The sequence below is a fragment of the Enterobacter sp. T1-1 genome, from assembly GCF_000710795.1.
Lineage (GTDB): Bacteria > Pseudomonadota > Gammaproteobacteria > Enterobacterales > Enterobacteriaceae > Enterobacter > Enterobacter cloacae.
This window is the reverse complement of the sequence record NZ_JALW01000078.1, coordinates 1-7,890: the sequence shown is the minus strand read 5'-3', so window position 1 is coordinate 7,890 and position 7,890 is coordinate 1. Positions and strand designations below refer to the sequence as shown.

Annotated in this window: 3 protein-coding genes; 1 reads left to right on the top strand and 2 read right to left on the bottom strand. The window is 57.1% G+C overall.

Features of this window, described 5'->3' with window-relative positions; all coding sequences use genetic code 11:
• Window positions 1–23: 23 nt before the first annotated feature.
• Window positions 24–2,102, bottom strand: coding sequence for a 4-alpha-glucanotransferase (gene malQ / locus AK59_RS0121240; RefSeq protein ID WP_029883768.1), 2,079 nt, complete (start codon window positions 2,100–2,102; stop codon window positions 24–26).
• A 9-nt stretch (window positions 2,103–2,111) separates the two neighbouring features.
• A complete protein-coding gene (gene malP, locus AK59_RS0121235; protein WP_029883767.1) occupies window positions 2,112–4,505 on the bottom strand; it encodes a maltodextrin phosphorylase in 2,394 nt (797 codons plus the stop codon).
• 584 nt (window positions 4,506–5,089) lie between these two features.
• Between malP and malT the strand changes: the two genes are divergently transcribed.
• Window positions 5,090–7,795, top strand: coding sequence for an HTH-type transcriptional regulator MalT (malT, locus tag AK59_RS0121230; protein ID WP_029883766.1), 2,706 nt, complete (start codon window positions 5,090–5,092; stop codon window positions 7,793–7,795).
• The last annotated feature ends 95 nt before the right edge of the window (window positions 7,796–7,890 follow it).

The window sequence follows — 7,890 nt, the reverse complement described above, 5'->3', positions numbered from 1 at the left end:
CCCGCCACTGGCGGGTTTTTTTATCACTTCTTCGCGACTGCTTTTCGCCGCTTATCCAAATCCTTAATCAGCCTGTTCACCCCGTCATCGGCAAACATCGTCTCAAGCGTGGTGGATAACTTACGGCGCCAGTTCTTGTACTGATAGCTGGTGCCCGGGATGTTCACCGGCTCCGCCATATCAATCCAGTCTTCCGGCTGCAGGCCCAGCAGGGCGCTGTTGCTGTCGGCAATGTAGCGCTGCAATCCGCGGTTGAGCGTAGGCGTCATCGACATCAGCGACGCTTTATGCCCGGCGCGTTTCGGCAGACAGCCGTGCTTATGCAGTGCATCCAGCAGACCCTGCTTCGCCAGCTCGCGATCCTGATACAGGCCGCGAAGCACATCTTCATCCGGATAGAGACCCAGGGTTTTACCGAGCGTCAGATCGCCGCTTTCCCAATAGCCACGAAGCGTAGGAAGGTCATGCGTCGTCGCGACTGCCATTGACTGTTCATGGTACGCTTGCGGCGCGCGGAAGGTTTTCTCATGGTCGTTTTCAAAATAGAGCACTTTATAGGAGTAAACGCCGCTGTCGCGAAGCTTACTGACGATTTCTACCGGCACGGTACCGAGATCTTCGCCGATCACCATGCACTGATGGCGCTTGCTTTCCAGCGCCAGGATCGACAGCAGATCGTCAACCGGATACTGAACATACGCCCCGTGATCGGCCGTCTCACCGTAGGGGATCCACCACAGGCGCAGCACCGACATCACGTGGTCGATACGCAGCGCGCCGCAGTTCTGCATGTTGGCGCGCAGCAGATCGATAAACGGCTCGTAGGCACGCGCCGCCATCACGTGCGGATCCATCGGCGGCAGGCCCCAGTTCTGGCCGAGCGGGCCCAGAATATCCGGTGGTGCGCCTACGGAGGCCTTCAGGCAGTACAGCTCACGGTCACACCAGGTTTCCGCCCCGCCTTCTGCCACGCCAACGGCCAGGTCGCGATACAGACCGATCGGCATCTTATAGCCCTGGCTCACCTGCCAGCAGTCGGCAAACTGGCTGTACGCCAGCCACTGCAGCCACAGGTAGAAGTCCACTTCATCGGCGTATTTTTTACAGAACGCTTTGACTTCAGGCGTGTCGACGGATTGATGCGCCTCCGGCCAGACCGGCCAGCCCCAGCGCATTTCGTCCTCTTTTACCTGATACGCATGCAGCGCATCGAACGCCGCCTGCCAGTAGAGGCTCTCGCCCTCCTGCGCCACAAACTGACGGAAGGCGGCCATCTCCTCGTCATCACGCTGAGAAAAGCCTTTCCACGCCAGACGCAGGGCAGCCATCTTCAGCGCCGTCACGGTGGAATAGTCCACCCAGTCTGCTTCGCGCGCCTGCTTCAGCGCCTGCTGAGTGGTGCTAAGTGCCCACCACGCCTGCGCTTCCGGGCTGTTTTTGAAATCGTCTAACGCATTCACGTCGATGTAAATCACGTTCAGCCAGCGACGGGACGACGGGCTGTACGGGCTGGCACTCTCCGGGTTAGCCGGATAGAGGGCGTGGATCGGGTTGAGGCCGATAAACGCGCCGCCGCGCTCCCCCACCGATGCCAGCATCTTTTTCAGGTCACCAAAATCGCCGATGCCCCAGTTGCTGTCAGAGCGCAGGGTGTAGAGTTGCACGCAGGCACCCCACAGCTTTTTGCCTTCGAGCAACGCCTGCGGCTCATAACAACGTTTTGGCGCCACGATCAACCGGCAGTGAAAGCGCAGCTCGTCCTGGGTGAGCGTTAGGGTGTGGTAACCCTCCGGCAGCTTCGCCGGAAGGGTGAGTGCTTTGCCGCCGGTGGCGTGACCCTTGTGCTGATGTCCCTCTTCGGTGGTCAGCAGCCAGGTAAACTCGCCGCGTCCTTCCACCGCCAGCGACATCTTTTTGCCCGCGGTGAAGACTTTAACGTTCGGTACCGGCGTGGCCGACGCTTTCGCGTCGGTTTTGTGCATGGCATCCAGCAAACGTCTTTTGGTGTCGGCGCCAATAGACTGTGGTTTGCCGTGAGCATTAATGTAACTGAGGCTGATCCCCGCCGCCTGCGCGGCACTGTCCAGACGTTTACTCTCCATCGCGCTTCCTTAGCGTTTTGCCTGCCAGATACGAGTCTGATAATCACGGATTGAACGGTCAGAGCTGAACATTCCGCAGCGGGCGGTGTTCAGAATGCACGCCCGGGTCCACGCTTCCTGGTCACGGTACAACACGTCGACCTGTTTTTGCGCTTCCACGTAGGCCGTGAAGTCCGCCATCACCAGATACGGGTCGCCGCCGTGTTTGTCCATGCTGTGCAGCATCTGGTCAAACGCATGCTTATCGCCATCGCTGTATTTACCGCTTTCCAGCTCTTTCAGCACCGCATCCAGCACTTTGTCCTTCTTACGCCATTTCACCGGATCGTAGCCTTTGGCCTTGAGGGCTTTCACTTCTTCAACCGTATGACCAAAGATAAAGATGTTCTCTTCTCCAACCTTCTCGGCAATCTCTACGTTCGCACCGTCGAGCGTACCAACAGTCAGCGCGCCGTTCAGCGCCAGCTTCATGTTGCCGGTACCAGACGCTTCTTTACCCGCGGTCGAGATCTGCTCGGAGATATCCGCCGCCGGGATCAGCATCTCTGCGGCAGAGACGCAGTAGTCCGGCAGGAACACCACTTTCAGCTTGTCGCCCACTTTCGGATCGTTGTTGATAGCCTCCGCCACTTTATTGATGGCGAGGATAATGTTTTTCGCCAGGTAGTAGCCCGGTGCCGCCTTCGCGCCGAACAGGAACACGCGCGGCACGCGGTCAGCCTGCGGATTCTCGCGGATCTCTTTGTACAGCGCGAGGATATGCAGCAGGTTCAGATGCTGACGTTTATATTCGTGCAGACGCTTAATCTGAATGTCGAAAATGGCGTTCGGGTTAATCTCGATACCGGTACGCGCTTTCACAAACGCCGCCAGACGCACTTTGTTATCCCGCTTGATGGCGCGGTATTGTTCGCGGAACTTCGCGTCGTCCGCGTATTTTTCCAGGTTGATCAGCTGGTCCAGATCGTTGGCCCACTCTTTCTTCAGCGTTTTGTCCAGCAGACCGGCCAGCAGCGGGTTGCACTGCTTGATCCAGCGACGCGGCGTGATGCCGTTGGTCACGTTATGGAATTTGGTCGGCCACAGCTGGTGATATTCCGGGAACAGATCTTTCACCACCAGATCCGAGTGCAGCGCCGCCACACCGTTCACTGCAAAGCCGCTCACCACGCACATATTTGCCATGCGCACCTGTTTGTCATGCACCACGGCCAGCTTCGCCCAGAGCGCTTTGTTGCCCGGCCAGGTTTTATCCACCAGCGTTTTAAACTGGTCATTGATCTTGTTGATGATCTGCATATGGCGCGGCAGCAGCGTTTTCACCAGTTTCTCATCCCAGCACTCCAGCGCTTCTGGCATCAGGGTGTGGTTGGTGTAAGCAAAGGTGCGGCTGGTGATCGCCCAGGCATCATCCCAGCTCAGCTGGTGCTCGTCGATCAGCACACGCAGCAGTTCAGGAATAGCGATGGTCGGGTGCGTGTCGTTAAGCTGAATCACTTCAAAGTCAGGCAACTGTGCCAGCTTGCGGCCCGCCAGGTGGTGACGACGCAGAATATCCGCCACGGAGCAGGCGCACTGGAAGTATTGCTGCATCAGACGCAGTTTCTTGCCCGCCAGATGGTTGTCGTTCGGGTAGAGCACTTTGGTCAGCTTCTCGGCGTCGATGCCCTGCTGTTCAGCACGCAGGAAATCGCCGTCGTTAAATTTGGTCAGGTTAAACGGATGCGCATGCTTCGCCTGCCACAGACGCAGCGGTTGCGCCACGCCGTTACGGTAACCCAGCACCGGCAGGTCCCAGGCTTCGCCGATAAACGTAAATGCCGGTTCCCAGAGACCCTGTTTTGATACTTTACCGCCAATGTTCACCTGCACATCCAGTTGCGCGTTGTGGCGGAACCACGGGTAGGTGTTACGGTGCCAGTCGTCCGGCGCTTCCATCTGATGCCCGTCTGCAAATGACTGACGGAACAGACCGTATTGATAGTTCAGGCCGTAACCAATGGCCGACTGCCCAACCGTTGCCATCGAATCGAGGAAACAGGCCGCCAGACGTCCCAGACCACCGTTGCCCAGCGCCGGGTCAATCTCTTCTTCCAGCAGGTCGGTCAGGTTAATATCGTGTTCTTTCAGCACATCCCCAACCTCCTGATACCAGCCGAGGTTCAGCAGGTTGTTGCCGGTCAGACGACCGATCAGGAATTCCATCGAGATGTAGTTGACGTGGCGCTGACCTTTTACCGGTTTTGCCAGAGGTTGAGCATCCAGCTGCTCTGCGAGCGCACCGCTCACCGCCTGCCACCACTGGTGAGGCGTCATCTCGTTTGCAGCATGAAGGCCAAAACGCTGCCACTGACGCGTCAGGGCAGCCTGGAATTGAGCTTTGTTGAAGGTAGGCTGTGACATAGGGGATCGGCATCCTTTAGAAAGAAAACACAAGTTGGCGCTAGTGTGCCTGGCTCATTTCTCCTCTTCCTCCTCCCGCAGGGGATTAGGCAGGGAGGAGTAGCGGGGATGAGCATAAAAGTGTGATCGAGGCCACTCTGAGAGCATAGTCGGAGTGTGTCAGGAAGATAAAAAGATAACCGGGAAGCGTGTCAGGAAAATGAAATGCAGTTTCGGGTGAAATTAAAACGCGCTGAAATGATTACTTACGTAGAATAATATTTCTGCAACCGGGTCAGACGAAGAAGATTATTAATTTCACTAAACTTTACCCCGCGTTTATTAAATTTGACGTCACTATACCTTTCTGAAACCAGTTTCAGCGCAGCCGCAGCACAGCCATACAAGCCAGCATTGACGCGGCATCACAGCCCTTTCCAGAAAGTTCCATCATCTCTCTGAATGTTTTGTGACAGAGTGCAAATTCAGAGCCACCAAAACCAGACATAACTTGCAATAGTTCTCTTTCTGGCCGACCTTATATCTATTAATTACGAAGCGCAAAAAAAATAAATTCTCTCGTTCCCCACAGTGAAGTGAAACCTATGTTGATTCCGTCTAAATTAAGTCGCCCGGTTCGTCTTGACCATACAGTGGTCCGCGAGCGTCTGTTGGCTAAACTTTCCGGCGCGCATAATTTCCGACTGGCGCTGGTTACGAGCCCTGCAGGTTATGGAAAAACAACGCTCATTTCGCAATGGGCCGCAGGTAAAAGCGATCTTGGCTGGTACTCCCTTGATGAGGGCGATAACCAGCAAGAACGTTTTGCCAGCTATCTGATTGCCGCTATTCAGCAGGCCACCAACGGGCACTGCGTGGCCAGCGAAGTGATGGTGCAAAAGCGCCAGTACGCCAGCCTGTCCTCCCTTTTCTCTCAGCTGTTTATTGAACTGGCCGAGTGGCACCGCCCGCTTTACGTGGTCATTGATGATTATCATCTGATCACTAACCCGGTGATCCATGAGTCCATGCGCTTCTTCCTGCGCCATCAGCCGGAAAACCTGACCCTGGTGGTGCTGTCGCGTAACCTGCCGCAGTTGGGCATTGCCAACCTGCGCGTGCGCGATCAACTGCTGGAAGTGGGTAGCCAACAGCTGGCCTTTACCCATCAGGAAGCCAAACAGTTCTTTGACTGCCGCCTAAACTCACCGATTGAGGCCGCTGAAAGCAGCCGCCTGTGCGACGATGTCGCCGGTTGGGCGACAGCGCTGCAGTTGATTGCCCTCTCCGCCCGGCAAAACAACAGCCCGACGCATCAGTCCGCGCGTCGCCTGGCGGGGATCAACGCCAGCCATCTTTCTGATTACCTGGTGGATGAGGTGCTGAACAGCGTCGATCCTTCGACCCGCCATTTCCTGCTGAAGAGCTCCCTGCTGCGTTCCATGAACGACGCGTTGATTGTGCGCGTCACCGGCTGCGAAAACGGTCAGCTGCAGCTTGAAGAGATTGAACGCCAGGGGTTGTTCCTGACGCGGATGGACGATCCCGGCGAATGGTTCAGCTATCACCCGCTGTTTGGCAGTTTCCTGCGCCAGCGTTGCCAGTGGGAGCTGGCGACTGAATTGCCGGACATCCACCGGGCTGCCGCTGAGAGCTGGATGGCGCAAGGCTTCCCGAGCGAGGCTATCCATCATGCGCTCGCCGCCGGTGATGCCAGCATGCTGCGCGATATCCTCCTCAACCACGCGTGGGGGTTGTTTAACCACAGCGAACTGACGCTGCTGGAAGAGTCGCTGAAAGCGTTGCCGTGGGAGAGCCTGCTGGAGAACCCGCGTCTGGTGCTGCTGCAGGCCTGGCTGATGCAGAGCCAGCACCGCTACAGCGAAGTGAATACCCTGCTGGCGCGTGCCGAGCAGGAGATGGAAAGCGATATGGATACCACCCTGCACGGCGAATTTAACGCCTTGCGGGCCCAGGTAGCAATCAACGATGGCGATCCGGAAGAAGCAGAGCGGCTGGCAATGGTCGCGCTGGATGAGCTGCCGCTGGCCAATTTCTACAGCCGCATTGTGGCGACGTCGGTACACGGCGAGGTACTGCACTGCAAGGGTGAGCTGACGCGCTCCCTGTCGCTGATGCAACAGACCGAACAGATGGCCCGCCGTCATGATGTCTGGCATTACGCGCTGTGGAGCCTGATCCAGCAAAGCGAAATTTTATTTGCTCAGGGGTTCCTGCAGGCGGCCTGGGAGAATCAGGAAAAGGCGTTCCAGCTGATTCGCGAACAGCATCTTGAACAGCTGCCAATGCACGAATTCCTGTTGCGTATTCGCGCCCAGCTTCTGTGGGCGTGGTCGCGCCTGGATGAAGCAGAGAGCTGTGCCCGCCAGGGCGTAGAGGTACTTTCCGGCTTCCAGCCGCAGCAGCAACTGCAGTGCCTGGCCCTGCTGGTGCAATGCTCGCTGGCGCGCGGGGATCTGGACAATGCCCGCAACCACCTGAACCGTCTGGAGAACCTGCTCGGCAATGGTCAGTACCACAGCGACTGGGTTTCGAACGCCGATAAGGTGCGGGTGATTTACTGGCAGATGACGGGTGATAAGAAATCCGCCGCCAACTGGCTGCGCCAGACGCCAAAACCTGAATTTGCAAATAACCACTTCCTGCAAAGCCAGTGGCGAAACATTGCCCGTGCGCAGATCCTGCTCGGTGAGTTTGAACCGGCTGAGATTGTGCTGGAAGAGCTGAACGAGAACGCCCGCAGCCTGCGTCTGATGAGCGATCTCAACCGTAACCTGCTGCTGCTTAACCAGCTCTACTGGCAGGCCGGGCGTAAAAATGATGCCCAGCGCGTGCTGCTGGAGGCGTTGCAGCTGGCGAACCGTACCGGATTTATCAGTCACTTTGTGATTGAGGGCGAAGTGATGGCTCAGCAGCTGCGTCAGCTTATTCAGCTCAACACGCTGCCGGAGCTGGATCAGCACCGTGCCCAGCGCATCCTGCGCGAGATTAACCAGCACCATCGCCACAAGTTCGCCCACTTCGACGAGAACTTCGTTGAGCGCCTGCTGAACCATCCGGAAGTGCCTGAACTTATTCGCACCAGCCCGCTGACGCAGCGCGAATGGCAGGTGCTGGGGCTTATCTATTCAGGCTACAGCAATGAGCAGATTGCCGGTGAGCTGGCGGTGGCGGCAACCACCATCAAAACGCATATCCGCAATCTGTATCAGAAGCTGGGCGTGGCGCACCGTCAGGATGCGGTGCAGCATGCGCAGCAGTTGTTGAAGATGATGGGGTATGGGGTGTAGGTTTGTGCGGGCTGATGCCCTCACCCCGGCCCTCTCCCACAGGGCTGAGGGTTCCCCAGAAAAATGAAAAGCACGATGAAGTGTGATCTACTGGT